General features: G+C 45.5%; 22 protein-coding genes. 18 read left to right on the forward strand and 4 right to left on the reverse strand.

What is annotated here, in order from left to right; genetic code table 11:
- Positions 1 to 163 precede the first annotated feature (163 nt).
- Genes mutS through hfq form a run of 7 tightly spaced genes read left to right on the forward strand, consistent with a single transcriptional unit; the run spans position 164 to position 9869 of the window.
- Positions 164 to 2731 (forward strand): DNA mismatch repair protein MutS, encoded by a 2568-nt coding sequence (gene mutS, locus HDC33_RS05380; RefSeq protein WP_179391471.1) that lies wholly within the window; start codon positions 164 to 166, stop codon positions 2729 to 2731.
- A 5-nt stretch (positions 2732 to 2736) separates the two neighbouring features.
- Positions 2737 to 4569 (forward strand): DNA mismatch repair endonuclease MutL, encoded by a 1833-nt coding sequence (mutL, locus tag HDC33_RS05385; RefSeq protein ID WP_179391472.1) that lies wholly within the window; start codon positions 2737 to 2739, stop codon positions 4567 to 4569.
- Between the two features lie 15 nt (positions 4570 to 4584).
- Positions 4585 to 6078, forward strand: coding sequence for a glycerol kinase GlpK (glpK, locus tag HDC33_RS05390; protein WP_179391473.1), 1494 nt, complete (start codon positions 4585 to 4587; stop codon positions 6076 to 6078).
- 17 nt (positions 6079 to 6095) lie between these two features.
- Complete coding sequence (locus HDC33_RS05395) at positions 6096 to 7742, forward strand: glycerol-3-phosphate dehydrogenase/oxidase (protein WP_179391474.1); 1647 nt, start codon at positions 6096 to 6098, stop codon at positions 7740 to 7742.
- Positions 7739 to 8656, forward strand: a complete 918-nt coding sequence (locus HDC33_RS05400; protein WP_370457407.1) for an alpha/beta fold hydrolase — start codon at positions 7739 to 7741, stop codon at positions 8654 to 8656. Before HDC33_RS05395 ends, HDC33_RS05400 begins: the two co-directional genes overlap by 4 nt.
- The gene (gene miaA / locus HDC33_RS05405; RefSeq protein WP_179391475.1) at positions 8649 to 9596 is read left to right on the forward strand and encodes a tRNA (adenosine(37)-N6)-dimethylallyltransferase MiaA; all 948 of its coding nucleotides are present in this window, start codon (positions 8649 to 8651) and stop codon (positions 9594 to 9596) included. The genes HDC33_RS05400 and miaA overlap by 8 nt, the downstream gene beginning before the upstream one ends.
- A gap of 45 nt (positions 9597 to 9641) precedes the next feature.
- The gene (gene hfq, locus HDC33_RS05410; RefSeq protein ID WP_179391476.1) at positions 9642 to 9869 is read left to right on the forward strand and encodes an RNA chaperone Hfq; all 228 of its coding nucleotides are present in this window, start codon (positions 9642 to 9644) and stop codon (positions 9867 to 9869) included.
- 40 nt (positions 9870 to 9909) lie between these two features.
- On the opposite strand, the gene HDC33_RS05415 is transcribed toward hfq, so the two are convergent.
- Positions 9910 to 10509 carry a trimeric intracellular cation channel family protein gene (locus HDC33_RS05415; protein WP_179391477.1) on the reverse strand — a complete coding sequence of 200 codons (600 nt, stop codon included), beginning with the start codon at positions 10507 to 10509 and terminating at the stop codon, positions 9910 to 9912.
- Between the two features lie 143 nt (positions 10510 to 10652).
- On the opposite strand from HDC33_RS05415, the gene HDC33_RS05420 reads away from it, so the two are divergent.
- The gene (locus tag HDC33_RS05420; RefSeq protein ID WP_370457408.1) at positions 10653 to 11915 is read left to right on the forward strand and encodes a methionine gamma-lyase family protein; all 1263 of its coding nucleotides are present in this window, start codon (positions 10653 to 10655) and stop codon (positions 11913 to 11915) included.
- Between the two features lie 122 nt (positions 11916 to 12037).
- Here HDC33_RS05420 and lexA read toward each other — a convergent pair whose 3' ends face one another.
- Positions 12038 to 12658 carry a transcriptional repressor LexA gene (lexA, locus tag HDC33_RS05425; protein ID WP_179391478.1) on the reverse strand — a complete coding sequence of 207 codons (621 nt, stop codon included), beginning with the start codon at positions 12656 to 12658 and terminating at the stop codon, positions 12038 to 12040.
- 205 nt (positions 12659 to 12863) lie between these two features.
- Between lexA and yneA the strand changes: the two genes are divergently transcribed.
- From yneA to HDC33_RS05455, 6 genes are all read left to right on the forward strand, one after another.
- On the forward strand, positions 12864 to 13172 hold the full coding sequence (yneA, locus tag HDC33_RS05430; RefSeq protein WP_179391479.1) for a cell division suppressor protein YneA: 309 nt from the start codon (positions 12864 to 12866) through the stop codon (positions 13170 to 13172).
- Entirely contained in the window at positions 13169 to 13831 is a 663-nt protein-coding gene (locus HDC33_RS05435; RefSeq protein ID WP_179391480.1) for a YneB family resolvase-like protein, read from the forward strand. The genes yneA and HDC33_RS05435 overlap by 4 nt, the downstream gene beginning before the upstream one ends.
- 63 nt (positions 13832 to 13894) lie before the next feature.
- On the forward strand, positions 13895 to 14128 hold the full coding sequence (locus HDC33_RS05440) for a DUF896 domain-containing protein (RefSeq protein WP_179391481.1): 234 nt from the start codon (positions 13895 to 13897) through the stop codon (positions 14126 to 14128).
- Positions 14129 to 14203: 75 nt separating this feature from the next.
- Positions 14204 to 16210 (forward strand): transketolase, encoded by a 2007-nt coding sequence (tkt, locus tag HDC33_RS05445; RefSeq protein WP_179391482.1) that lies wholly within the window; start codon positions 14204 to 14206, stop codon positions 16208 to 16210.
- 963 nt (positions 16211 to 17173) lie between these two features.
- Entirely contained in the window at positions 17174 to 17623 is a 450-nt protein-coding gene (gene sirA / locus HDC33_RS05450) for a sporulation inhibitor of replication protein SirA (protein WP_179391483.1), read from the forward strand.
- A 203-nt stretch (positions 17624 to 17826) separates the two neighbouring features.
- A complete protein-coding gene (locus tag HDC33_RS05455) occupies positions 17827 to 18069 on the forward strand; it encodes a YneF family protein (protein WP_179391484.1) in 243 nt (80 codons plus the stop codon).
- Positions 18070 to 18112: 43 nt separating this feature from the next.
- Here HDC33_RS05455 and HDC33_RS05460 read toward each other — a convergent pair whose 3' ends face one another.
- Positions 18113 to 19039 (reverse strand): alpha/beta hydrolase, encoded by a 927-nt coding sequence (locus HDC33_RS05460; RefSeq protein ID WP_179391485.1) that lies wholly within the window; start codon positions 19037 to 19039, stop codon positions 18113 to 18115.
- A gap of 15 nt (positions 19040 to 19054) precedes the next feature.
- Positions 19055 to 19957, reverse strand: a complete 903-nt coding sequence (locus HDC33_RS05465) for a hydroxymethylglutaryl-CoA lyase (protein WP_179391486.1) — start codon at positions 19955 to 19957, stop codon at positions 19055 to 19057.
- 77 nt (positions 19958 to 20034) lie between these two features.
- Here HDC33_RS05465 and HDC33_RS05470 point away from each other — a divergent pair, with 77 nt between their 5' ends.
- From HDC33_RS05470 to HDC33_RS05485, 4 genes are all read left to right on the forward strand, one after another.
- Positions 20035 to 21219, forward strand: coding sequence for an acetyl-CoA C-acetyltransferase (locus tag HDC33_RS05470; RefSeq protein ID WP_179391487.1), 1185 nt, complete (start codon positions 20035 to 20037; stop codon positions 21217 to 21219).
- A 19-nt stretch (positions 21220 to 21238) separates the two neighbouring features.
- Positions 21239 to 21490 carry a DUF3886 domain-containing protein gene (locus tag HDC33_RS05475; RefSeq protein WP_179391488.1) on the forward strand — a complete coding sequence of 84 codons (252 nt, stop codon included), beginning with the start codon at positions 21239 to 21241 and terminating at the stop codon, positions 21488 to 21490.
- 598 nt (positions 21491 to 22088) lie between these two features.
- A complete protein-coding gene (gene fdhA / locus HDC33_RS05480; protein WP_179391489.1) occupies positions 22089 to 23354 on the forward strand; it encodes a formaldehyde dehydrogenase, glutathione-independent in 1266 nt (421 codons plus the stop codon).
- A gap of 50 nt (positions 23355 to 23404) precedes the next feature.
- Positions 23405 to 23830 carry a GlcG/HbpS family heme-binding protein gene (locus tag HDC33_RS05485; protein WP_179391490.1) on the forward strand — a complete coding sequence of 142 codons (426 nt, stop codon included), beginning with the start codon at positions 23405 to 23407 and terminating at the stop codon, positions 23828 to 23830.
- The last annotated feature ends 36 nt before the right edge of the window (positions 23831 to 23866 follow it).

The following is a 23866-nucleotide window of genomic DNA, read 5'->3' on the forward strand; positions in this document are numbered from 1 at the left end:
GAATTACGCAAAGCCCGCGTAATTCACGCAGAAACTGGACCCTTCGCGGTAAAACCGTTTTGCTTTGATTTTTGAAGAACCCAAAAATCACGCAGAAGTTGGGCTCTATGTGGCCCAACTTTGGTATAATAATAAAAAATAGTAAACGTAAAGAGGTTAAATAATGACTACACATACACCAATGATTCAGCAATATTTGAAAGTGAAGGCGGAGCATGAAGATGCATTTCTGTTTTTCAGATTAGGCGATTTTTATGAACTGTTTTTTACGGATGCGACGGAAGCGTCTCAAATTCTTGAAATCACGTTAACAAGCCGTGATGCAGGGAGTCGCGACCGGATTCCGATGTGCGGAGTTCCGTATCATGCGGCTGCCGGCTATATCGAGACGCTCGTACGTAAAGGGCATAAGGTGGCCATTTGTGAACAAACGGAAGATCCGAAAGCAGTGAAGGGGATTGTGAAAAGGGAAGTCGTTAAAATCATTACCCCCGGTACGATGACTGAAGGGAAAACAATTGATGCGAACACGAATCATTTCATCGGCTCAGCCGATATCATAGATGGCAACAAATATGGGCTCGCATATCTTGACCTGGCGACAGGTGAAGGGAAAGTGGAGTGTGTCGAAGGGGATGAAAGGACGCTGATCGCTGAAATCGAGGCGTTGGGTATGAAGGAAGTCGTCGTTGGCGAAAGACTTCATATCGCACTCAGTGAAAGCATGTCGAAACGTGGCATAGTGTTATCAATCGAGTATGGAGAAGAACGTACTGAGGCGGCGGATTTATTCGCAACCATTCCGACAGAAGTTACGGAAGCATGCGGCATGCTCGTTTCCTACGTGAAGCGGACTCAGAAAACGGCGCTCGACCATATACGTCCATTTGAATTTATTCAAAAACAAGCGAAGCTATCCATTGATGCCAACTCGATGCGTAATCTGGAGCTCATCCAATCCATCCGAAATGGTAGCAAGGACGGCACGCTTTACTGGCTTCTTGACGAAACTGTCACAGCGATGGGTGCCCGTAAGTTGAAAATGTGGATCCATCAGCCGTTAGCCGAAAAAAAAGCGATTGAAAACCGACTGAATGCAGTGACTGAACTGATGGAAGAGTTTTTCCTACGGGATGAACTGAAGACAAGCTTGAAAGAAGTATACGACTTGGAACGGCTTGCCGGTAGAATATCGATGGGCAGCGCAAGCGGGAGGGATCTTGCACAACTACGGAACTCATTGCGTCGTGTTCCTGCTATCAAAAAAGCTCTACAAGAATCGGAAAGGTCTTTGCTTACTCAATTCGCTGGACGGATTGACGGTTGCGAAGAAGCGTTGCACATACTTGAAGCGGCAATTGCAGAAAATCCTCCGCTATCAGTTAAAGAGGGCGGAATCATAAAAGACGGATACGACAAAAAACTTGACCAATACCGGGATGCATCAAAAAACGGCAAAGCGTGGCTTGCGGAACTTGAAGGTGAAGAGCGTGAGCGGACGGGCATTAAATCATTAAAAATAGGGTATAACAGGATATTCGGCTATTTTATAGAGATTACGAAATCCAATATCCATTTAGCCGATTTGGAACGCTATGAAAGAAAGCAGACGCTTGCTAATGCGGAACGGTACATAACCCCGGAACTGAAAGAAAAAGAAGACCTGATCCTAAATGCGGAATCGGAAGGGCAAGAGCTTGAATATCACTTATTCAGCGAGGTCCGTGATTCCATGAAATCACATATCAGGCATATCCAACTTCTAGCAAGCGTTCTAAGTGAATTGGATGTCCTTCTTTCATTCGCGGCGGTTTCGGAAAAACGTAACTATGTAAAACCTGTATTCCATGATGGTAATGCATTGGAAATTAAGAACGGTCGTCATCCAGTCGTCGAAAAGATGATGGACCACTCCCTTTACGTTCCAAATAACTGTAAATTGACTGATGACGCAAATATGTTGCTTATCACTGGACCAAACATGTCCGGAAAGAGTACATACATGCGGCAAGTAGCAATCATTGCTGTCATGGCGCAGATTGGCTGCTATGTCCCTTGTGATCAGGCGTTACTTCCCGTCACCGATCAAATATTCACAAGAATCGGGGCTGCGGATGACCTGGCATCAGGCCAAAGTACATTTATGATGGAAATGATGGAATCCCAATTTGCCATCGCAAACGCGACTGCACAGAGCCTTCTTCTTTTCGATGAAATCGGGCGCGGGACTTCCACGTATGACGGCATGGCGTTAGCGCAGGCGATGATGGAACATATTCACGATGAAATCGGAGCGAATACGTTGTTTTCTACGCATTATCATGAACTGACCAACCTGGATAAAGAGCTGTCCCGACTGGAAAATGTCCATGTCGCGGCAATGGAGCAAGATGGCAAGGTTGTCTTCCTCCATAAAGTGATGACAGGACCTGCGGATAAAAGTTACGGTATTTATGTCGCGGATCTTGCAGGGCTACCCGCATCGCTTCTTAACCGTGCGAAAGCATTGCTCACGACATTTGAAAATGTGGAAAAACAGACGGTCCGTGAAGACGAGCCTCAGCAATTGAATTTTTTCGATCTGCCAACTAGTGAACAAAATGTTCTTTCAACAAAGGAACAGGAAGTGTTGGCTGACCTGAGTGGAGCTGATCTCTTGAACATGACGCCGCTTCAGTCAATGCATTATATCCACGAATTGAAAGAAAAGCTCGAATCCAAGAAAGGGTGAAACCGATGGACATCATCAAAGTGATGGACGATAAATTGTCCAACAAAATCGCTGCGGGCGAAGTCGTCGAACGTCCTGCATCCATCGTGAAAGAGCTTGTTGAAAATGCGATAGATGCAGAGAGCACCGTAATTGAAATTGCACTCGAAGAAGCTGGACTTATGACAATCCGCGTGACGGACAACGGCAAAGGAATGTCCAAGCGGGATGCTGTTCAAGCGTTCGAGCGGCACGCAACGAGCAAGATAACAAATGACCATGATCTGTTCCGCATCCGAACACTCGGTTTCCGCGGAGAAGCGCTTGCGAGTATTGCATCCGTGTCCAAGATTAGTATGTGGACATCGGACGGGGAAACTGAAGGAACCGAAGTCCAGATTGATGGGGGCCAGCTTATCAAACATGATTTTGCGGCATTTCGCAAAGGCACGGACATAACCGTTTCCCAATTGTTTTTCAATACACCTGCACGCCTGAAATATATGAAAACAATCCAAACGGAGCTGGGTCATACGATTGATCTCGTCAACCGGCTTGCGCTTAGCCACCCCTTTATCGCTTTTAAACTTTCCCATTATAGTCAAGTATTATTGCAGACGGCAGGAAGCGGTGACCAGCGCCGTGTCCTGTCAGATATATATGGAATAGCGGTCGCCCGTAAAATGGTGGGCTTCTCGGGCGAGAATCCGGATTACAAAGTTTCTGGCCACGTGACATTACCTGAAATGACACGCGCATCTAGAAACTATATGACACTGATCGTCAATGGCAGATGGGTGAAGAGCCACGCCATCAATCATGCGATTCTGGATGCATTCCATACGTATTTGCCGATTGGAAGATCCCCAATAGCCATCGTCAATATTGAAGGAGATCCTTATTTGACGGATGTCAACGTGCATCCTTCCAAACAACATATCCGCATGAGTAAAGAGGGCGAGCTGCTTGCACTCATTAAAGAATCCATCCAAAAAGCCATCCGGAAAAACACAATCGTTCCAGGTGCCATTAAAAAAGAACCGGCAAGGAAAGTGCAATCTGAGCAAGTGAACATATGGAATCAATTCAGGACAGAAAAATCTGTTCCCGTGGCGGAGCCGGCAATGCCACCACAAGAAAAGCCCGAATACCAGCCCTATGGTTCATCTGACATCGAAGTCGAAACAGTAGCTGAAACTGTAGAACAGCCGCCGTCGTGGACGGTCAATGAAGCGCCGGTTGCACAGGAAGATTCAATGCAGCAAGAAGACAAAAACTTTCCGGCATTAGTACCTGTTGGACAAGTTCATGGGACATATATTGTTGCACAAAATGAAGACGGCTTCTTTATGATCGATCAGCACGCAGCCCAAGAACGTATAAAATATGAGTTTTTCAGGGATAAATTGAGTGAAACGGATAATGGTGAACGCCAGCTGTTGCTAATGCCGCTCATGTTCCATTACTCGGCGGACGACAAGACGAAAATCGAGGAAAACATGCATCTTCTGCAAGATGTCGGTATTTATCTGGAAGAATTCGGACCTTCTTCGTACGCGGTGAAGGAATACCCGTCCTGGTTCCCGGCAGGAGAAGAGACGGCTATCATCGAAGACATTATTGAGCAAGTGTTGAGTATGCGTAAAATCGATATCGGCAAGCTGCGTGAAGACGCCGCTATCATGATGAGTTGCAAAAAATCGATCAAAGCGAATCACCATTTGACACTTGCGGATATGGAAAGGTTACTGAACGATTTGTCGGCGGCCGACAATCCATTCACATGTCCGCACGGTAGACCGGTTCTTGTCCATTTCACAACGTATGAAATTGAAAAGATGTTCAAGCGAGTGATGTAGAAAGGGGGATGCAGGATGGGGAAATATATTCTGGCGATCGATCAAGGGACCACAAGTACACGTGCAATCCTGTTTGATCGGCAAGGTGAAATCGTCCATTCTTCACAGCGGGAATTCAAACAACTATTTCCAAAGCCGGGCTGGGTCGAACATAATGCCAGTGAGATTTGGGGTTCAGTCCTGTCCGTCATTGCATCAGTATTGACGGAAAGTGGAAATCAACCGGAAGACATTGATAGCATCGGGATCACCAACCAACGGGAAACGACAGTCGTGTGGGATAAAAAGACGGGGCAGCCTGTGTATAACGCAATCGTCTGGCAATCAAGGCAGTCGCAGGAAATCGTCGATGAATTGCAAGATGCAGGACATGAGAAGATGATCCAGTACAAGACGGGGCTGAAACTGGATCCCTACTTTTCAGCATCAAAAGTCAAATGGATTCTCGATAATGTGGCAGGGACACGGGAACGGGCTGAGAAGGGGGATTTATTATTCGGGACGATCGATTCCTTTCTCATCTGGAAATTATCGGATGGAGCCGTTCACGTCACGGATTATTCGAATGCCTCCAGGACGATGCTGTATAACATTGGAGAACTTCAATGGGATGCCGAATTATGCGAACTTCTTCAAGTGCCTGCATCGATGCTTCCGGAAGTCCGCCCTTCTTCAGAAATTTACACGACAACGGCCAAGTCTGTATTCTTCGGTGCTGAAATTCCGATTGCCGGCGCAGCGGGCGATCAACAATGCGCACTCTTCGGCCAGGCTTGTTTCCATAAAGGAATGGCGAAAAATACGTATGGTACAGGCTGTTTCATGCTTCTAAACACGGGTGAGGACATGGTACGGTCTGAAAACGGCCTGTTAACGACGATTGCCTGGGGGCTTAACGGAAAAGTGACTTATGCACTTGAAGGCAGTGTGTTCGTTGCGGGGTCGGCCATCCAATGGCTTAGAGACGGACTCAGAATGATCCAGAAAGCATCCGACACAGAATCGTACGCGACCCGTATCGCATCTTCAGATGGTGTATATGTCGTTCCCGCTTTTGTCGGTCTAGGAACCCCCTATTGGGATTCCGATGCCCGGGGAGCTGTTTTCGGATTGACACGCGGCACGGAGAAAGAACATTTTATACGGGCAACCATAGAATCACTCGCTTATCAATCGAAGGATGTCCTGCTTACAATGGAAAAAGATGCCGGAATGGATATTGGTATTTTGCGAGTCGACGGAGGCGCGGTCGCAAACTCATTTCTGATGCAATTCCAAAGTGACTTGCTGCAAGCCGATGTGGAACTTTCGAAATATCATGAAACGACAGCGCTCGGTGCCGCCTATCTTGCAGGAATTGCAACCGGATTTTTCGGCACACTTGAAGATGTCGAGTCGTTGTGGACAAATGAGAAAACCTATTCCCCAGTCATGCAAGAAGAAGAGCGCGACAGACTGTATACGGGATGGAAAAAAGCAGTGGAGGCCACTCGGATCTTTAAACTTTGATAGAAGGGGGTGAGCGGATGTTATCAGCGATCACAAGACCGAAAGTGAAACAATTCATGGGCGATTATCGATTCGACGTTCTAGTCATCGGCGGGGGGATCACTGGAGCGGGAATCGCGCTGGACGCAGTTACACGTGGCTTATCGGTGGCGCTGGTTGAGATGCAGGACTTCGCGGCGGGCACCTCCAGCCGATCGACAAAGCTTGTACACGGAGGCTTGCGTTATTTAAAGCAGCTCGATGTGAAGGTTGTTGCAGAAACGGGACGGGAACGTGACATCGTCTATCAAAATGCCCTTCATGTGACTAAACCGGAAAGAATGCTGCTGCCGTTTCACAAAGGGGGCACGTTCGGAAAATACACAACATCTGCCGGATTATTTGCATATGACTTGTTGGCCGGTGTAAAAAAAGAAGAGCGGCGTAAAATGCTGACAGCAGAAGAAACGTTGAAAATGGAGCCATTATTGAAACGGGAAGGACTTCTCGGCGGAGGTCATTACGTTGAATACCGTACAGACGATGCACGGCTAACGATTGAAACAATGAAAAAAGCTGTGGAAAAAGGAGCCCTTTGCCTGAACTATGTAAAGGCGGTAGACTTTATCTATGAGAAAGAAAAAGTCATCGGTGTAATTGCGCAAGACACACATGAAGGAGAGTTTTTTCAAATCCATGCGGCGACCATTGTGAACGCGACTGGTCCTTGGGTCGATGAAGTACGGGAAAAAGATGAACTTTCCAATTCGAAAAGACTCCGTCTGACGAAAGGTGTTCATATTGTTATCGATCGTTCTGTTTTCCCCTTACGTCAAGCAGTTTACTTTGACGCGGCGGATGAGAGGATGATTTTTGCTATTCCAAGAGGGGACAAGACATATATCGGAACGACGGATACTTTTTTTGACGGGAACTTGTCTTCTCCTCACGCAACGGAAGAGGATATCAATTATCTTCTGGGTACAATTCGGGATAAGTTCGCTGGGACAGTCGTCGGCCGTCAAGACGTTGAATCGACGTGGGCAGGTGTGCGTCCGTTGATTTATGAAGATGGAAAGGATCCATCCGAAATTTCTAGGAAAGATGAAATATGGGAAGCGGGAAGCGGACTCATCACGATTGCAGGTGGAAAACTGACAGGCTATCGTAAAATGGCGGAAACAGTTGTCGACCTAGTCCTAAAACGGATGCATCGGGAGTCGATCGGTCCTTGTGTAACAGAACATCTACCTTTGTCGGGCGGCAATTTCGGCGGTATTGAAAGATTTCTAGCGTTCATCGATAGCAAAAAGAATGAAGCTGAGTTATACGGATTGTCGAAAGAAGAGGGTGAACGACTTGCTCGCTTTTACGGGACCAACGTCGATATCATTTTCGCATACGCACATGCACTTGGGACGGGCGATGTTAATCTTCCTGCCGCAATAAGCGCGGAAATCCTCTATTCGATCCATCATGAAATGGCGCTTTCCCCATCCGACTTTTTCATCAGAAGGAAAGGCGATCTTTTTTTTAATATCCAGCTTGTGGAACAATATAAAATACCCGTCGCTAATTTTATGGCGAAACTTCTTTCTTATAGCCAGGATGAAAAAATGTCCAATTTGCAAGAACTCGAACGTCATATCGCAGAAGCGAAAGTGAAGGATGGTGTACGGCAGTGAGAGAAGCGACAATCGAAATGACTGACGGATTCTTGGTGCATGCAATCGTTTTGGTACCCGACTGCAATCCAATCGGGCATATCCATCTGCTTCATGGCATGGCTGAACATATCGGCAGGTACGAAGAATTTGCGAAGTATCTAGTCGCAAAGGGTTATATCGTATCCGGCCACGATCATCGGGGGCACGGCAAGACGGGCAAAATGAACGGCATAAAAGGGCATTTCGCGGATGAAGATGGATTTGCCCATGTGGTACAGGATGCCCGCGAAGTCATTGCGACTTTCAGGATGCAATATCCATCCCCTCGTTTTATACTGTTCGGCCATAGTATGGGCTCGTTCGTCGCGCGAAGATATGTCCAGCTATACGGCAATGAAGTGGATTTGGCGATTTTTTCCGGTACGAGTGGAAATCCTGGTGCAAGCGGTCTTGCAGGACAGGTGGCCGCTTATGTGCACGGCAAGAGAAACGGCTTCGACCAACCGGATAATTTCCTGAATAAACTCGTTTTCGGCCGTTTCAATAAATCGATACATAAACCGAAAACTCCCCTGGACTGGCTATCCACCGATACCGAAGCCGTTGAAAAGTACATCGTTGATCCCGCTTGTGGAATTACGCCTACAACGCAGTTTTTTTCGGATCTATTCAAAGGTCTGGGAAAAATACATGATACAATTGAAATTAATAAGATACCGAAAGAACTCCCCGTTTTCCTGTTTTCAGGGAATGACGATCCGGTGGGCGACAATGGAAAGGGAGTATGGAAAGTAGCAAAGCAATACAATAACGCGGGTATGAAAGACGTGACGGTCATGCTGTTCGAGGGCGGCAGGCACGAAATGCTCCACGAAAAGAATCGTCGCCACGTTTTTAAAGCCGTCTATGACTGGATTGGAAAAAATGACTAATTATCCTGAAGTGATCGCCATCGTCGGTCCGACAGCGTCGGGTAAAACGGCTTTAAGCGTCAATCTTGCTAAAGCGATCGGTGGAGAAGTGATTAACGGCGATGCGATGCAAGTATACAAAGAGCTCGATATTGGAACTGCAAAAATAACGGAAAAAGAAATGGAAGGCGTTCCCCATCATTTATTCGATATAAAAGAGCCGGACGAATTATTTTCTGTCGCAGAATATCAAGCGGAAGTTCGAAAATGGATAAAAGATATTCAGAACCGTGGGAAAATACCTATCATTGCGGGAGGTACCGGACTATACGTTCAATCGGTGCTGTTCGATTTCCGTTTTACTGAGGAAGCTGCGGATCTTGAAGTACGGAACCGTTTGGAGCTTGAATTGGCCGACAAAGGAGCCGCGTATCTCTACGATAGACTTGTTGCACTTGATCCGGCGAGCGCCGAAAAGATTCATCCGAACAATCACCGCAGGCTTGTCCGCGCACTGGAAATTATTGAAGTGACCGGCAGGACGAAAGGTGACCATGAGGAGAATGCAGGGAATGCACCGCTTTACGACCATCTCATCATCGGTCTTGAAATGAATCGTGATGTCCTATATGAACGAATCGATCGGCGAGTCGACATGATGATGGAAAAAGGGCTGCTGGAAGAGTCCGAAAGGCTATGGCATGAAGGCATCCGTGGAGTGCAATCCGTGCAGGCGATCGGCTATAAAGAACTCCATCAATACATCGAGGGAAAGGTATTGCTTGATGAGGCAATTGAATTGATCAAGAAAAACACGCGCAACTATGCAAAACGGCAAATGACCTATTTCCGTAACAAACTGGATGTTACATGGTTCGATGCGGAAAGAGGTACTGTTGAAATTGTTGAGGGAATTTTGGAAATTTTGAAGGACTTCGATCATCCGGGTCGAATAAAGTAAGGAGTGCAATAGAAATATAGTTATGACAACTGGAGGATTTGGCTTATGAAACAGGTGAACATGCAAGAAACTTTTTTAAACTCGTTACGAAAGAATAATACATTTGTAACGGTATTTTTACTGAATGGATTTCAATTGAAAGGGCTTATTAAATCGTATGACAATTATACCGTACTGCTTGAGTCAGACGGGAAGCAACAGCTTATTTACAAACACGCGATTTCCACATATGTCCCATCGAAACCGGTTATCTTAAAAGAAGAACTATCATGAAAAAAAGCGGAACTGGTTGTTATAAACCAGTTCCGCTTTTTCAATGTATTTTCCTATTAGGCAGTTTCCAGTGAAAGACGAGCGATAAAATACGAAGTCCCGCCGTCATGACAAGTAAGGCATACAGCGCCAGATCACTTGTAAACAGACCGAGGCCGACAACAAGACCCGAGATTGCAGCCCACACAGCATAGATATCACGCTTAAAAACAAGTGGCCTCCTGCCTGCCAACACGTCACGAATTACACCCCCGCCTGCTCCTGTCAGAACTGCTGCCACCACGACTGCATAAAGCGACATTTCCAGTTGAATGGCAAGCATTGCTCCTTGGATGGCGAACGCCGCCAAACCAATCGCGTCAAAATAGGTCCCCCATCTGTTCCAGTGGGAAAGAAGATATCTTGAGTAAAAGAAAATAACTGTTATTAAAATACTTGCCACTACAAATAAAAATTGCTGATCCCACAAAACGGAGACGGGAACGCCTATCAATACATTACGGACAGCTCCGCCACCGAAGGCAGTAACCATACCCAATATGTAAACGCCGAAAATATCATATTCCTCTTCCATTGCAACAATGGCGCCTGAAATGGCGAATGCCGCGGTGCCGATAAAGCTGAAAACGTCCCAAGCCAATTGTGTTCCTCCATTCAATATACCCATTAAAATTTTAACAGGTATTCGTATATTATCAATGTAGAACCTTGTAAACGTTGACCTCTACGAACATACTGATAAGATAATGAAGTGACTAATTTAAGAAAAGAGGATTACCAATCGTGAATACTGAACAAAACGATCTCTTATTTGACGATGCGGAAGCAATTGAAGAAAAACTTTCGCCTTATTTCAAAGGTGTAGAAAAAACCGCTTTTTACAATCAACGGAAAGTGCTGAAGGCGTTCCGTAAAAATATGGTGAGTGATTTCCATCTCACCGGGTCAACGGGGTACGGCTACGACGATGCAGGCCGTGACGTATTGGAACAAGTATATGCTGATGTTTTTGGAGCTGAAGATTGTCTCGTACGCAATCAGATCATCTCGGGAACCCATGCAATTTCAATAAGTCTTTTCGGTATTCTAAGGCCTGGAGATGAACTTCTATACATAACGGGGAAACCGTATGATACATTGGATTCCATCGTATCGGGAAGAGGGAAGGACACGGGGTCACTGCAAGATTACGGCATCACGTATAAACATATCGATCTGAACGAAGACGGTTCAGTCAATTTTGAAGAGGTCGTAAAAAACATGCACGCCAAAACAAAAATAATAGCCATCCAACGCTCGAAAGGCTATTCCGACCGTCCATCCTTCATGGTGGATGAAATCGGAGAAATGGTCCAAAAAGTGAAAGCCGTCAATCCCGATGTCGTCGTATTTGTCGACAACTGCTACGGTGAATTCGTCGAAGAGCAGGAGCCGACCGAAGTTGGCGTAGACCTGATGGCGGGTTCGCTGATCAAAAATCCAGGCGGCGGCCTCGCACGAACAGGCGGTTATATAGCCGGTCGTGCCGATCTTGTTGAAAGATGTGCATACCGCATGACTTCACCCGGCCTGGGCGCCGAAGCGGGGGCATCTCTTGATACGCTACGGGAAATGTACCAAGGATTTTTCCTGGCACCGCATGTAGTCAGCCAAGCAGTGAAAGGGGCGCTATTCACCGCCGCGCTCCTGGAAAGTTTCGGACTCGACACATCGCCCCATTACACAGATAAAAGAACGGACCTGATTCAATCCGTATCATTCAAAAATGCGGATCAAATGATCGCTTTCTGTCAGTCGATCCAAGAAAACTCGCCTATCAATGCCCACTATGCACCGGAGCCATCCTATATGCCGGGCTACACGGACGATGTCATCATGGCGGCAGGAACGTTCATTCAAGGCTCCAGCATAGAACTGACTGCAGACGGCCCGATCAGACCCCCATATACGGCATACGTGCAAGGCGGCTTGACGTACGAGCATGTTAAAGTGGCCGTTCTGTCTTCCGTGGGCAAACTAGTTCGTAAAAATTTGATTGGGAAATAAATGTAACGGGTAGGCGTGATTCATGAGTGGTTGATTTGTCATGCCAAACCGCCACACCAATCTCACACAAAAAAGGGTTGTTTCCTTCACTAGAAGGAAACAACCCTTTTACATACTCGTAATTAATGAATCATGCGATAGACGCCAACGACTTTACCGAGAATAGATACGTTATCCAAAATGATCGGATCCATCGATGCATTTTCAGGCTGCAGGCGGAAATAATCTTTTTCTTTAAAGAAACGTTTCACTGTCGCTTCATCATCTTCGGTCATTGCGACGACAATTTCACCGTTGTTCGCCGATTGCTGCTGTTTGACGACAACATGGTCACCATTCAGGATCCCGGCCTCGATCATACTGTTGCCGACAATTTCTAGCATGAATAGCTTGTCTTCTGACGTTCCGAACGATTCGGGCAATGGAAAGTACTCCTCGATATTCTCAATAGCGGTTATTGGAAGACCAGCCGTGACTTTACCGACTAATGGCACGTGGAGGACGCCGGGTTTCATTGTTTCCTGACCGTCAGGATCAAGAACCTCGATTGCACGTGGTTTTGTCGGGTCTCTTCTGATGAAACCTTTGCTTTCTAGACGCGCCAGGTGCCCGTGCACCGTTGAGCTTGAAGCCAATCCGACTGCTTCACCGATTTCCCTCACGGACGGTGGATAACCTTTTTTCTTCACTTCTGCTTTAATGAAGGATAAAATATCTTCCTGTCTCTTCGAAATTTTCTTCATTTCATTCACACCCCTTAACCCAAAATCTAGTAACATCCGAAAATGGTGAAACCAATCACCGACATTCAAGTTATTTCAATGGATTCATTATATCAGCCTGTCATAAAAATGGCAAACACAAGTTCGAATAGGTGTTGACATTCATATTCTTCTTTTCTATAATAGAATCAGTTATACGAACAAGTATTCGTAAGGGGGAGAAATGATGACTTTCATTAAAAATAACAGTTACGTTCTATTTATTATCATTTTATGTATGTGTTTTGCAACTATAGGTGCGGGAAAGTACGGGAAAGAGCAAGCGGTGACGAAAATTATTATTACCGAGGGGGATACGCTTTGGGGGCTCGCCTATCATCACTCTGAAGAGATGCCTGCTGAACAATGGATCAAAGAAGTGATGAAATTGAATGATTTATCCTCTGCAACCATTAAAATAGGTGAAGATTTGCTTCTGCCCGCGGCACGAACAATAAAAGATGATGAAACGCAATTGGCTGGTGTCAGTCAATGAGCGGAGGACGTGAAAAATGTGTCATCTATTGCAGGGTGAGCACGGAGAAAGAATCACAGGAAATGTCGCTGGCCAGACAGGAAGAAGAGCTGGTGGATTTGGCAGCTGAACTTGGTCTTGATCATGCGGCTACATTTAAGGATAAGCATAGCGGCTATGACATCGACCGGGAGGGACTGCTGAGTCTTCTCGATTATATCCGTGACGCGGAAGTCGATGCTATTTTGATTCAAGATGAAACAAGGCTGGGTCGCGGGAATGCACGGATGGCGGTTCTACATTTGCTGGCGAAAACGGATACGGCGATTTATTCGCATAATGACAATGGTCCGATTGCACTCAATGAAATGGACACCATGTTGCTCGAAATTTTGGCCATCGTCGAGGAATACCAGCGTAAGATGCATAATGCTAAAATCAGACGCGGCATGAAACGCGCGGTGAGGGAAGGGTATCGACCTGAACGCAACTTGAAAAACAGGGGCAATATAGAAGGCCGTGAACGCATTGAAGTGCCAATCAGTGAAATCGTCTCATTAAGGGATAAGGGGCTTACCTACGAAGAAATCACCGGCGTTTTGAAAGGGCTCGGGCATGATATCAGTAAAGCGACGGTCCATCGCAGATACAAAGAATATGAAATTGGGCGGGAAGGCTGAATCATTGCACTTTCCGCCTATTTTGTATACGTTAATAACACAAAACTAAATGGAGGAAAAAATATGTTATCAGCAGATAAAATCAAACGAATCAATGAGCTTTCAAAGAAATCGAAGACAGCAGGCCTATCCATCGAAGAGGCGAAAGAACAGTCACAATTGCGGAAGGAATATCTTGAGACGTTCCGGTCATCAATGCGTGACACGATTGAGCATGTCAAAGTGCTTGATCCTGAAGGCAATGACGTGACGCCTGACAAGGTGAAAGACGCGCGTAACGGCAAATACCTGAATTGACCTTTGCATTCACAGCGCCGATTGTCTAAACTAGGACATGTAGATAAATAGACAACACGGGAAAGGATGTACACAATGACTCAACAGATTGACCAACTAGCCATTAACACAATCCGTACACTCTCAATTGACGCAATCGAAAAAGCGAATTCCGGACATCCGGGATTGCCAATGGGCGCTGCTCCAATGGCTTATACGCTTTGGACGAAACATATGCATCACAATCCGTCGAATCCGCAATGGTTCAACCGTGATCGATTCGTCCTCTCTGCAGGACACGGTTCGATGCTTCTATACAGCCTGCTGCATCTTGGCGGTTACGGTCTTCCAATGGATGAAATCAAGAATTTCAGACAGTGGGATTCCAAAACGCCGGGACATCCTGAATACGGCCATACAGTCGGTGTCGAAGCAACGACTGGCCCACTAGGACAAGGGATTGGAATGGCAGTCGGAATGGCAATGGCGGAGAAACACCTTGCTGCGACGTACAATCAGCCAAGTTTTGACGTTGTCGATCATTACACGTATGCACTATGCGGCGATGGTGATCTAATGGAAGGTGTTGCAGCCGAAGCAATTTCACTTGCCGGTCACCTGCAGTTGAATAAACTGATTGTCCTGTACGATAGCAATGATATTTCACTCGATGGTGAACTTGACATGTCGTTCTCCGAAAATATCCGTAAACGTTTTGAATCGTATGGCTGGAATTATATCCGTGTTGAAGATGGTAATAACATCGGTCTCATTTCGACAGCAATTGAAGAAGCGAAAGGCAATGTCGGAGGGCCGACGATGATTGAAGTAAAAACGGTCATCGGTTACGGTTCACCGAATAGATCCGGAAAGTCGGATGCACACGGTATGCCGCTTGGCGAAGATGAAATGAAATTGACAAAAGAATATTATAAATGGACATTGGATGAAGATTTCCATGTTCCTGAAGGCGTCTATGAAACATTCCAGGAGGCGGCCGAGAAATTGGGCACGCAAAAAGAACAGGAATGGAACGAACTATTTGAAAGATATGAAGCGTCCCATGAGGATCTAGCAAAACAATTGAAAGATGCAATTGACCGTAAACTACCGGAAGGATTCGAGAAATCCTTACCATTGTATGAAGCTGGTTCATCTCATGCAACACGCTCCGCTTCGGGCGATGCTATCAATGCTATTGCTAAGACCCTACCTTCGTTCTTCGGCGGAAGTGCAGACCTTGCAGGTTCCAACAAGACGACGATCAAAGGAGCAGGGGATTTCCTTCCTTCAAACTATGGCGGCCGGAATATTTGGTTTGGTGTACGTGAATTCGCGATGGGAACTGCGCTTAACGGTATGGCTCTCCACGGCGGAGTGCAAGTATTCGGCGGTACGTTCTTCGTGTTCAGCGACTATGTGCGTCCAGCAATCAGATTGTCAGCCCTCATGGGTGTACCTGTCACATATGTATTCACCCATGACAGCGTTGCGGTCGGTGAAGACGGACCGACACACGAACCGGTCGAGCATCTCGCCTCACTTCGTGCAATGCCTGGACTATCGGTCATCCGTCCGGCAGATGCAAATGAAACGGCAGCAGCCTGGAACATCGCGGTATCAGCAGAAAGTAATCCGACTGCACTTGTGTTATCCCGACAAAACTTGACTGTCCTTCCGAAATCGGCAGAACTTGCGATGGAAGGCGTTAAAAAAGGTGCATATATCGTTTCACCTGCGAACAAAGAACAGGCGGATGCAATATTGATTGCGACCGGTTCTGAAGTGAGCCTTGCTGTTGCTGCACAAGCAAAACTATTGACTGAAGGAATCGATGTCTCTGTCGTTTCCATGCCATCGTGGGATCTGTTCGAGAAACAGGACGATGCATACAAACAAAGCGTATTACCGAAAGATGTTAAAAAACGTCTTGGTATCGAGATGGGCGTTTCATTCGGCTGGCATAAATATGTCGGTGACGAAGGTGCAATCATTGCTATCGACACATTCGGCGCAAGTGCACCTGGAGATACAGTCATTAAAGAATTCGGTTTCACTGAAGAAAATGTACTCGCAACTGTGAAAATGTTACTCAATAACTGATAGAAATCAATTGAGCCGTTCCATCTACCGAAGAAATTTCGGTGTTGGAACGGCTTTTATCATTGCTGTATATGTTGAACAAATGAATATCGATAAAAACAAGTGAGGGCACTGAAAAAGTCCGATATCCTTCAATCTTGATGATTTCCGTTCCGAGCGGGCGCTTTCTTACCTCCAGCCAAGTAATTTCTGGAAAAATTGGCGTGGAAATAAAGAATATTCTAAAGCAATTGCTTTTCGTTCCAGCGCTCGCTTTCCGCGGGTATGGCTTGAGCCAATCGAACAGTGAAGGGTTCGATTGGCCGTATTTCTGCGTTCTTGGCAAAAATTAAGGCATCCTTCACTCGTGCTCCCAACGCTAACGCTTTTGGTCGCAAAAGCCGTTTCTGCGGGGTCATCGGCTAAGGATGAGTGGACTTACTCTTCCTATCTTTGCCTTCTGTTCCCGCTGAAGTCGCCGCTCTCCACTAAAATAAACTAGTTCTTACTATAAAAAACAACATTATCAGTGGCTTGGCTTATGGCGGAAGGCATCCCCAAGCGCTGTAGCTTGTATTATGGGGAACCTTAATTGTCTTGGTGACAGGCACCTTATAATTATAGGCGCCTATCTTTTGAATCTTCATAATTGCGGTGGTGATTGTCATCTAAAATATATCGAGCGAAGGCGCCTTACAGGGGTAGCCGAAGCCATAAGCCAGACGACGAAGTTGTCTGGCTTATGGCGGGAGGCATCCCCAAGCGCCGCAGCGTTTATTATGGAGAACCTTAATAGTGGTGGTGACGGTCACCTGCACCGACCGGGGTAGCTGAAGCATGTATGAAAAGAATTCCTTGTTCAAAACTATATATATGGCGACATTAATTATCTGTCATTTCCGACAGTAATAGTGCCATTCCTTTCCGCAATGTGACACACTTTTTAAAGTAAACGCTGTAGGCTATCAGTAGGGGGTGGCGATAGTGAGAGCATATGGGATTTATAAGGTGAAGGAAATGTACCAGCCATTCGTCATTGGACGTGAACGGCTGTTGTATGACCTATTGAAAGAGGACGAGCAACATAATGATAGTATGCCGGAAGTTCATTACTTATGTGACAGGCTCGATGAACTGATGATAGATGATGCTATTATTGCAAACCTTGGAAAAGGATTCACATCGATTGAAACCCGGGATGGGGAATATAAACTAACACATCCCGTCAAAGGTTCCATTCTAATTTCATTATCATCCTATTCACTGAATGTTTTTTGTGACGGATCCCGTATGTTGGACTTGGATCTGTTTGTCGCTTTGTCAGGGGCGGATGATCGTTTTTTCGCCGTCATGGACGGACATGGGGAATGGGGATGGCTAAAACCTGTTAAAACGACTGAATTCCGACCATATGAAGAAACCGTATATTTGTGAAGCGATGTTCATTCATACATACAATGAGGCCCTGAATTTATAGTAAGGGTCTATTTGTATGTCAAAATAATGTAGAATATGCGATGCGGTTATAGGATGATAAGAATAATTGATTGAGGTCCATTGCTATTCACCTTAGCTATGTTGTATAATCCTTGATGGTAGAGTAAAATCGAATAACTGAAGTAGAGGAGGTATAGCGGATGACTACTGTATGGTGGATCGTTTTGATCATCGTCGCGCTATTAGCAGGTGTGGCCCTCGGATTTTTCATTGCACGTCAATATATGATGAAATATTTGAAAGATAACCCGCCGATTAACGAAGACATGTTACGTATGATGATGATGCAAATGGGACAAAAACCTTCCCAGAAAAAAATTAATCAAATGATGACTCAAATGAACAAAGTGAGTGACAAAAAAGATAAAAAAAGTAAAAAATAAGTGAAGAAAAACACCCATTCAGATTGTTGAATGGGTGTTTTTCTTAGTCTCTGAAACCGAAACGTCCCAGAAACTCCTGAACCGTTTTTTCATATTGCACAGGATTTTCATTGAAGGATTTGGCGTGTGCACCTTTTTGGAATAGCTTCAGCATTTTGTCTCCTTCTTTAGCTGCATACAATTCCTCCGTCATATGGGGAAGAATGAAATCATCTTCCATACTGTGTATGAAAAGAACCGGTTTGGAAATATTCCCGACGACTTCTCGCGGCGAAACGAGTTTTAACGTATAGCCGTCACGCATTTTCAAGAAAACGCTGGCGACACGCAAGGCCATCGTCGATCGTATTGGCGTATTTTTACGTAAAATATGAAGTATTTGCTCAGAAAAGTCTGAAAATGGACAATCGACGATATGGAAATCCGTTACATCCTCATAGGTTCCCGCATATAATAGCGTTGTTGCGGCTCCCATTGATTCGCCGTGGATGCCTAGCAATGCTCTTTTCCCAATACGCTCACGAACGGCATGGACAATCGCCTGCAAATCGATCTTTTCATAATAACCGAAACTTGTCGTTCTGCCGCCCGAGTCTCCATGGCGCCGATGGTCGAATATGACCGAATTGAAACCCAGCCGTTCAAATAGACGGGCGTATTTTATCGAATTGATTTTATTTTCCGTCACACCGTGGCAGATAATCACTGTTTTAGCCGTTTCGAGTGGTTTCAGAAAGACTGCCTTCAGCATATAACCATTTGGTGACACAATCCACATATTATCTTTTCGAACCGTCTCATACCACTTCCAGTCAAACCGCTTCGCAATGATTTCACGTTCCAAAATAAAATCGGAATCCTTCAACTTTAAAAACATCAGTCTATTCGTTGCGACGACTCCGAAAATGGTCAATAACGTCGTAAAAATACTGGAGATCACACCGGTTATATAAAGGACGCGCCGTTTCAAACCACTCAACTCCTTCTACAGTTGGCTGTTTTCAAATAAACTGTACATAGCTGTGTCAATTGGCCGTGACACATGCGGCGCAATCACTTGGACTGCTTCACACACCTTTTTCACATCGACGCCTGTTTTGATACCGAGCGAATCGAGCATATTGACAACATCTTCGGTTGCTACATTTCCGGTTGCCCCTGGAGCGAACGGACAGCCTCCAAGTCCACCCGCGGACGTATCGAATCGATCGATACCTGCCTGCAGCGAAGCAAATATATTAGCCATCGCCATTTTGCGCGTGTCGTGGAAATGAGCTGTCAACAAAACGTCAGGCAGTTCTTCCTTCAATGTTTTGAACAATTCATAGCTTTCACGGGGATTTGCCATCCCTATCGTATCTGCGACACTGAGTTCGTCGGCCCCCATGGCGACAAACCGTTTACAAAGTGCAACCACGTTCTGTATCTCTATTTTCCCTTCATACGGACAGTAAAATGCAGTCGAAATACAAGCCCGGATAAAAATGCCGTCCATTTTCAATTTCGCAAAGACGGGTTCGAGCGCATCGATGCTTTCATCCGTTGAACGGTTAATGTTTTTCATGTTGAATGTATTGCTCACCCCAACGAACACGGCAATACTGTGTGCACCTGCTTCAATTGCAAGCTGGGCACCTTTTTCATTTGGAGCAAGAACGAATTGCCTGCCGACCTTCTTAGACTTCTCCACAATCATTTTTGCATCCGCCATTTGCGGCACCCATTTCGGGGATACGAACGAAGTAAGTTCCATCTCCTGAATGCCAGCCCCTTGTAAAGCATCAATAAAAGCTAGTTTATCGCTTTCTTCGACATGTTTTTTTTCGTTCTGCAAACCGTCGCGCGGACCAACCTCGATAATTGTCACGTTATTTGGTAAAATGAACATAACATCCCTCCTCTAGTATATTGTAATGAAGGGATGCATATACAGGCAACTTAATTAAGGGAATAGGGGGAAAAGAAATGTCTAAAGAAGTTGTAATCATTAGCGCGGTGCGTTCTGCAATCGGTTCGTTCCTCGGTACATTGAAAGATGTTCCGGCAACAGAGATTGGCGCAACAGTTATCAAAGAGGCGTTGAAGCGTGCAGGGGTGGCACCAGAAAGCGTCGATGAAGTCATCATGGGGAATGTATTGCAATCGGGTCTCGGTCAAAATCCGGCACGCCAAGCAGCGATGAAGGCTGGACTTCCTGAAACCGTCCCATCTTTGACGATAAACAAAGTATGCGGGTCCGGTTTGAAAGCTGTGCATCTTGCACGCCAGGCAATCGCGGCAGGAGATGCGGATATCATTGTTGCAGGCGGGATGGAAAATATGAGCCAAGCACCGTACATACTGAAAAACGGTCGCGAAGGTTTTAAAATGGGTGATCAAAAAATCATCGATAGCATGATTTCGGATGGACTTTGGTGCGCATTCAATGATTATCATATGGGAGTCACAGCGGAAAATCTTTGTGACCGTTACTCAATTACGCGCGAAGAACAAGATGTCTTCTCGGCAAAATCACAACAAAAAGCGGCAGCGGCAATCGAAGCCGGAACGTTCAAGGAAGAAATTGTAGCGATTGAAATTCCGCAGCGTAAAAGTGAACCTGTCATTTTCGATCAAGATGAATACATTAAAGCGGGGACGACTGCTGACAAGCTTGGTAAATTGCGTCCGGCCTTCAAAAAAGAAGGCAGTGTAACAGCAGGAAATGCTTCAGGTATTAACGACGGGGCGGCCGCATTCGTCATCATGTCGAAAGATAAAGCGGATGAGCTTGGTTTGACAGCGCTTGCAACGATTGCAGCCAATGCCAATGCCGGCGTGGATCCAACCGTCATGGGACTTGGCCCGGTACAAGCGGTTAAGAAAGCTCTTGATAAAGTGAATATGCAACTGGCCGACATCGATCTTATTGAAGCAAATGAAGCATTCGCTGCACAATCGATCGCGGTCGGGAAAGAACTCGAATTTGACGAAGAAAAATTGAACGTCAATGGCGGTGCTATCGCACTTGGACACCCAATCGGCGCAAGCGGAGCACGAATCCTGGTTACACTTCTCCACGAAATGAAACGTCGTGACGCCAAATCCGGACTCGCTACATTGTGCATCGGCGGAGGGCAAGGCGTCGCCACCATCGTTACACGTCCATAAATGAAAGCAGGTGAAACAAGTGGCAAAAAAACGTAAACATACTCCTTCACAGCCGAAAAAGAGAGAAAACGAAGGATCAGTATTTTCCGACGCCCTTGATGATGATATTCTTGAGAAATTAAAAGCGGCGAAAAAAGCATTGTCAGCTGCTGAACAAGAAAAAGAAGAGGAACGACAAGAGCAACTGCGTCTCGAACGGGCAGAACGTGAAAAGAATAAAAGTTTTGGAGAACTTCTTAAAGAATATGGCGATACAGGATCGAAGTTCTGAAGGGAAGCACCGGCTGCAAGATGGTCGGTGCTTTTTTACATTTACCACCTCTCGGGCGGAATAGGAGTGGTGAAGTGTCCAACGAATGCCAGAGCGTCCAACCATTCCTACGAAGCATCCAACGAACGAGATAGAGTGTCCAACCATTCCGCCGACGTGTCCAACAAACATGCCAGAGCGTCCAACAAAAAATCGCGCCTCAAGTTCCTGGTATATTGATAGGTTTGCAGGAACACTATACTTACCTTTGCTATTCCCCTATTTTTCATCCACTTGTACGCCATGCACAATGAAATCCATTTCGCACTTGGAAACTTGAGCATTGAATTCCAATTGTTACATGCAGAGATCCGATGTATGATAAATTCAATCAGATAATTTACTATTCCGACGGTTCGGAATTGATTATTCTTACACGAATCGAGAACTCATGGAAAAGTCTTAAATTAAATGATTACAAGAATGTTCAATCAGTGTTAAGACAGTAGCCAGAATCCTATCAAATTATGTTCAATTTTACGCAGCATGTCTTAATTTTGATTAGATTGATAGGAGTACTTGTTCTTTAAAGAAATATTTTTTTAAGGAGGAAATAAGTATGGTTAGCAGCAAGGAATCCGTAAATGTTAGCAATAAAGGAATAGGCGCGGTTGGAAATAAAGCCGTTGTTTATGCCGGTGCAGGGAAAGTTGAAGTACAGGATATCAGCTTCCCGGAATTAGTATTAAGAGACGGTCCCGGTGTGAATCCGAGAAACGTTGGTCGAAAATGTGATCACGGCGTCATCTTGAAAGTGGTCACCACGAATATTTGTGGAAGTGATCAGCACATGGTCCGCGGTCGGACGACAGCTCCAGTGGGTCTTGTCCTTGGGCATGAAATCCTGGGTGAAGTTATTGAAGTAGGCCGCGACGTTGAATTTATTAAAAAAGGCGACTTAGTTTCTGTGCCATTTAATATTGCCTGTGGACGCTGTGTCTCTTGCAGAGAGCAAAATACCCATGTTTGCCTCAATGTGAATCCGGATCGTCCAGGATCCGCTTACGGTTACGTTGATATGGGCGGCTGGGTTGGGGGTCAGTCGGAATATGTAATGGTTCCTTATGCAGACTTCCAACTTCTCAAATTTGCAGACAAAGATCAGGCTATGGAAAAGGTTCTTGACTTATCAATGCTGTCTGATATTTTCCCGACTGGGTATCATGGCGCATATAGTGCCGGAGTACGTCCCGGATCTACAGTATATGTAGCTGGAGCAGGTCCCGTTGGATTGGCGGCTGCACATTCAGCTCAACTATTGGGAGCTTCGACTGTTATTGTTGGAGATCTGATCCCTGAGCGGCTTGCGCAAGCGAGAAGTTTCGGTTGTGAAACGGTTGATTTAAGTAAACACGATGATTTGGGCGAACAAATCGAGCAAATTCTAGGTATCCCAGAAGTGGATTCGGCAGTTGATGCTGTTGGCTTCGAGGCCCATGGGCATGGACGTGATAAAGGGGAAGCACCAGCAGCTGTTCTGAATTCAATCATGGATATTACTCGTGCTGCCGGTAAACTGGGTATTCCAGGACTTTACGTAACGGGCGATCCAGGTGGAATCGATGAAGATGCGAGGGTTGGTACGCTGAAAATCCGTTTCGGACTAGGTTGGGCAAAAGCGCATACTTTTGTAACGGGACAAACGCCTGTTATGCAATACCATAGATATTTGATGAAATCAATTCTTAGCGGCAGAGCACAAATTGCCAAAGCGGTGAATGCTACAGTCATTTCAATTGATGAAGCACCAGAGGCCTACCATGCTTTTGATAATGGAGCGGCAAGAAAATATGTTATCGATCCACATGGTACGTTGAAAAAGTGAAATTTGTTAACCAAAAAACTATCTATTAAAAACGAGGAGGAAGATTAATAATGACAAAACTTACTTTGGAAGTTGCAAAAAAGCTTATTGAGGGTGCTGAAAAAGAATCGAAAAACCTAGGTGTTAATATGGTGATTTCGGTTGTTGATGAAGGTGGAAACCTTATTGCAAAACACCGTATGAACGACGCTTGGATTGCTAGTATTGAAATCTCTCAAAACAAAGCATGGACGTCTGTTGCGTTAAAGGCACCAACGGCGAATTTGGCTGAAGCTACAGTCCCAAATGCTGAGCTTTATGGCCTGACAACTACAAATAATGGGAAAATCGTTGTATTCGGCGGAGGCATTCCTCTTGTAGAAGATGGTAAAGTAATAGGCGCCGTGGGAGTAAGCGGAAGCTCAGTTCCTAACGATGTAAAAGTTGCGGAAGCTGCTGTACGGGCTTTTGAAAATAATAAAGTAACTGTTGGCTAAATCCATTAATAAAATAAAGTTGAATTAACAATTACC

The sequence above is a fragment of the Sporosarcina sp. JAI121 genome (assembly GCF_013408665.1).
Taxonomy (GTDB): Bacteria; Bacillota; Bacilli; order Bacillales_A; family Planococcaceae; genus Sporosarcina.

Coding starts and splice junctions, on each gene's coding strand:
- mutS (WP_179391471.1), top strand. CDS start 164: ATGACTACACATACACCAATGATTCAGCAATATTTGAAAGTGAAGGCG.
- mutL (WP_179391472.1), top strand. CDS start 2,737: ATGGACATCATCAAAGTGATGGACGATAAATTGTCCAACAAAATCGCT.
- glpK (WP_179391473.1), top strand. CDS start 4,585: ATGGGGAAATATATTCTGGCGATCGATCAAGGGACCACAAGTACACGT.
- HDC33_RS05395 (WP_179391474.1), top strand. CDS start 6,096: ATGTTATCAGCGATCACAAGACCGAAAGTGAAACAATTCATGGGCGAT.
- miaA (WP_179391475.1), top strand. CDS start 8,649: ATGACTAATTATCCTGAAGTGATCGCCATCGTCGGTCCGACAGCGTCG.
- hfq (WP_179391476.1), top strand. CDS start 9,642: ATGAAACAGGTGAACATGCAAGAAACTTTTTTAAACTCGTTACGAAAG.
- lexA (WP_179391478.1), bottom strand. CDS start 12,658: ATGAAGAAAATTTCGAAGAGACAGGAAGATATTTTATCCTTCATTAAA.
- yneA (WP_179391479.1), top strand. CDS start 12,864: ATGACTTTCATTAAAAATAACAGTTACGTTCTATTTATTATCATTTTA.
- HDC33_RS05435 (WP_179391480.1), top strand. CDS start 13,169: ATGAGCGGAGGACGTGAAAAATGTGTCATCTATTGCAGGGTGAGCACG.
- HDC33_RS05440 (WP_179391481.1), top strand. CDS start 13,895: ATGTTATCAGCAGATAAAATCAAACGAATCAATGAGCTTTCAAAGAAA.
- tkt (WP_179391482.1), top strand. CDS start 14,204: ATGACTCAACAGATTGACCAACTAGCCATTAACACAATCCGTACACTC.
- HDC33_RS05455 (WP_179391484.1), top strand. CDS start 17,827: ATGACTACTGTATGGTGGATCGTTTTGATCATCGTCGCGCTATTAGCA.
- HDC33_RS05465 (WP_179391486.1), bottom strand. CDS start 19,957: ATGTTCATTTTACCAAATAACGTGACAATTATCGAGGTTGGTCCGCGC.
- HDC33_RS05470 (WP_179391487.1), top strand. CDS start 20,035: ATGTCTAAAGAAGTTGTAATCATTAGCGCGGTGCGTTCTGCAATCGGT.
- fdhA (WP_179391489.1), top strand. CDS start 22,089: ATGGTTAGCAGCAAGGAATCCGTAAATGTTAGCAATAAAGGAATAGGC.
- HDC33_RS05485 (WP_179391490.1), top strand. CDS start 23,405: ATGACAAAACTTACTTTGGAAGTTGCAAAAAAGCTTATTGAGGGTGCT.